At 53.0% G+C, this 2,566-nt stretch carries 2 protein-coding genes and 2 pseudogenes; 2 read left to right on the top strand and 2 right to left on the bottom strand.

The genetic code is table 11. The features are described 5' to 3' along the window. Window positions 1–356, bottom strand: a pseudogene (locus I656_RS01395) (cytochrome B5); the annotation flags it as partial. 21 nt (window positions 357–377) lie between these two features. Then, window positions 378–524 carry a cytochrome c oxidase subunit 2A gene (locus I656_RS0116805; RefSeq protein ID WP_015374723.1) on the bottom strand — a complete coding sequence of 49 codons (147 nt, stop codon included), beginning with the start codon at window positions 522–524 and terminating at the stop codon, window positions 378–380. A gap of 198 nt (window positions 525–722) precedes the next feature. On the opposite strand from I656_RS0116805, the pseudogene I656_RS01400 reads away from it, so the two are divergent. Both I656_RS01400 and I656_RS0116800 read left to right on the top strand, forming a co-directional pair. After that, a pseudogene (locus I656_RS01400) lies at window positions 723–1,682 on the top strand (nucleobase:cation symporter-2 family protein); the annotation flags it as partial. A 333-nt stretch (window positions 1,683–2,015) separates the two neighbouring features. Continuing rightward, window positions 2,016–2,426 (top strand): hypothetical protein, encoded by a 411-nt coding sequence (locus I656_RS0116800; protein ID WP_020756646.1) that lies wholly within the window; start codon window positions 2,016–2,018, stop codon window positions 2,424–2,426. Window positions 2,427–2,566 lie beyond the last annotated feature (140 nt).

Here is a 2,566-nt window from a genome sequence, read left to right as displayed (position 1 = left end):
AACCGGGTTCGACCATCATGTTCACGTTCGTTCCCGGGATTTCAAATCCGTGGATGACGTCTTTCGAAGTGACGTTGATCGTCACTTTCGCTCCTTTTGGAATTTCGATCGCATTCGGTGTAAAAGAAAACGCGGCGACGACGATGTTCAACTCGTATTCCTTGTCTCCTTTTTTGACGAGCCCCGGATGATCAAACGGCGGGGTCGAATCGACTTTTTCTGGATCGATCGTTGTCAGGCAGCTCGGCGGCTGCTGTCCGGCGGCGAATGCACTTACGCCGACGACCGTCAAAAAAAACGATCAAACAGCCGATGCCAAACGTAAGCCAAATTTTTTCATACTTATGGATGTGCATACCGATTCCCTCCTTTGCCGCTTACAGGCGGTGCAAAAATAAAAAGTAGACGCTGACCCAAGAAAAAATGACGAAAAAGCCGAGCAGAAACACAGAGGCCAGCGTGCCTTTGAGCGCCGGCTCTTTTTCCTGTTTCGTTTGCCGGGCCGCTGTGATCAGTTTTGCCATGCCGTATCCCTCCTCTTTGTTGGATTCATCCCCCATAACAGCCATTCAGCAGGTGCGCCAAACGGCCAATTTCCCTGCTTTGACACTATCATAACTGTACAAAACTGAGGCAACAGTGACTTTTCTCACAAAAACGATGCTGGAAGTGTGAACAAATGGTGACGTTTGTGAAAAAATGATGAAGACGTCATTTTCTCTCTGCGGACGTTGTTTCCGCCAGTTGTCACCGGTTCGGTTGTGACCGTCATTGGCTTGACGCTCATCCCGGCAGCGGTGAACAATATGGCCGGCGGACAAGGGGCGAAGGACTTTGGTGATCCGGCTAACTTGGCGTTGTCGTTTGGCGTGCTTGCACTCATTATCGTGTTGTACCGTTGCTTCAAAGGGTTCATTCGCTCCATTGCCATTTTGCTCGGCATGGCAGCTGGCACGGCGGCAGCGGCCATGATGGGGAAAGTGGACTGGACAGCGGTCGCTGAGGCATCGTGGGTTCATTGGCCGCAGCCGTTTTACTTCGGCGCTCCGTCGTTTCATGGCCCCGCTGTTTTCACAATGGTGCTCGTCGCGATCGTCAGCCTTGTTGAATCGACCGGCGTCTACTTCGCTTTATCCGACATTTGCCGCCGCCGGCTGACGGATGAGGATTTGGCGGGCGGCTACCGCGCCGAGGGATTGGCTATCATCATCGGTGGGCTGTTGAACGCATTTCCGTACACGACGTACTCGCAGAACGTCGGTCTTGTCCAATTGTCGGGCGTGAAAACGCGCAGCGTCATTTACGCCGCGGCGGCCTTCCTCGTCTTGCTTGGGTTCGTGCCGAAAATCGCCGCGGTGGCGACGATCATACCAGCTCCAGTTTTAGGCGGGGCGATGCTCGCGATGTTTGGCATGGTCATTGCCTACGGTGTGAAAATGTTAGGCCAAGTTGACCTAACTGTGCAAGAGAACTTGCTGATCATCGCCTGCTCGGTCGGCGTGGGGCTTGGGGTGACGGCGGTGCCGAACTTGTTTGCCGAGCTGCCGACCGGCTTGCGCATTTTAACCGACAGCGGCATCGTCGCCGGCAGCATGACCGCCATCCTCTTAAACGCCGTCTTCCATCTAGGCAAAGCGAGAAAATCAGTTGCCCTGCCGCTGCAGGAACAAAAAATTTCATAATGGTGTTGATCGCTTTTATAGCCATCTTCGTTTTCCGGCCACTGCTCGGGAAATGGGGGTGGCTTTTTTATTGGCGTGTCGATTGACAGAGAAAATGATAGAAACTGGTGGAGGGATGATGGTATAATGGAAAGCGAATAGGAAAGGGGGTGAAACAATGGATGAATGGGTGGAGCGCCTTTTCGATGAGCTGCGGCAAATACGGAATCAGATGGCGACCAAACAGGATGTTGTCCGGATGAATGATCGCATCGGGCGGCTTGAGCAGACCGTGGCAGCGACGAGAGAAGACGTCGCAGCGCTGGATGGGCGCATCGGAACATCGAGCGGACGATGGCAACGAAAGAGGATGTCGCAGTGCTGGATGGGCGCATCGGGACCATCGAGCGGACAATGGCAACGAAAGAGGATGTCGCAGCGCTGGATGGGCGCATCGGGCAGCTCGAAGAGACCGTGGCGGCCAACAGAGACGACATTGCGGCGCTCGACAGCCGGATTGGGCGCATGGAACAAACGATGGCGACGAAAGAGGACGTTGCCGAATTGCCGTTTATTCGGCAAGCTGTCGTGGAAACGTTAGAAACGCTCCATGAAATTTCGGCGATGAAACAAACCCTCACAGAAATGCAACAAAAAGTCAATGAAGTCATTGCCGGACAAGCGCGGCAAGAGCTCGTACTTCAATCCCTCGCTTTACACTTGCTCGAGCATGAAAGTGAAATCCGCGCGCTAAAAGCGAGATAAATAACGAACCTCTCCTACTTGTACATCCTCGCTGATGATCATGTTCCCTCCAAAACAGGCCGGTTTTGTCCGCGCCTGTTTTTTGATTGCAGCAACTTTTTTGGGCTGCGAAAACTAATATATATAAGTTGAAACTTTGT

Origin of the sequence: Geobacillus sp. WSUCF1 (genome assembly GCF_000422025.1) — a bacterium.
Taxonomy (GTDB): Bacteria; Bacillota; Bacilli; order Bacillales; family Anoxybacillaceae; genus Geobacillus; species Geobacillus zalihae.
The sequence above is the reverse complement of the archived record's forward strand: the minus strand, read 5'-3'. Positions and strand labels throughout refer to the sequence as shown.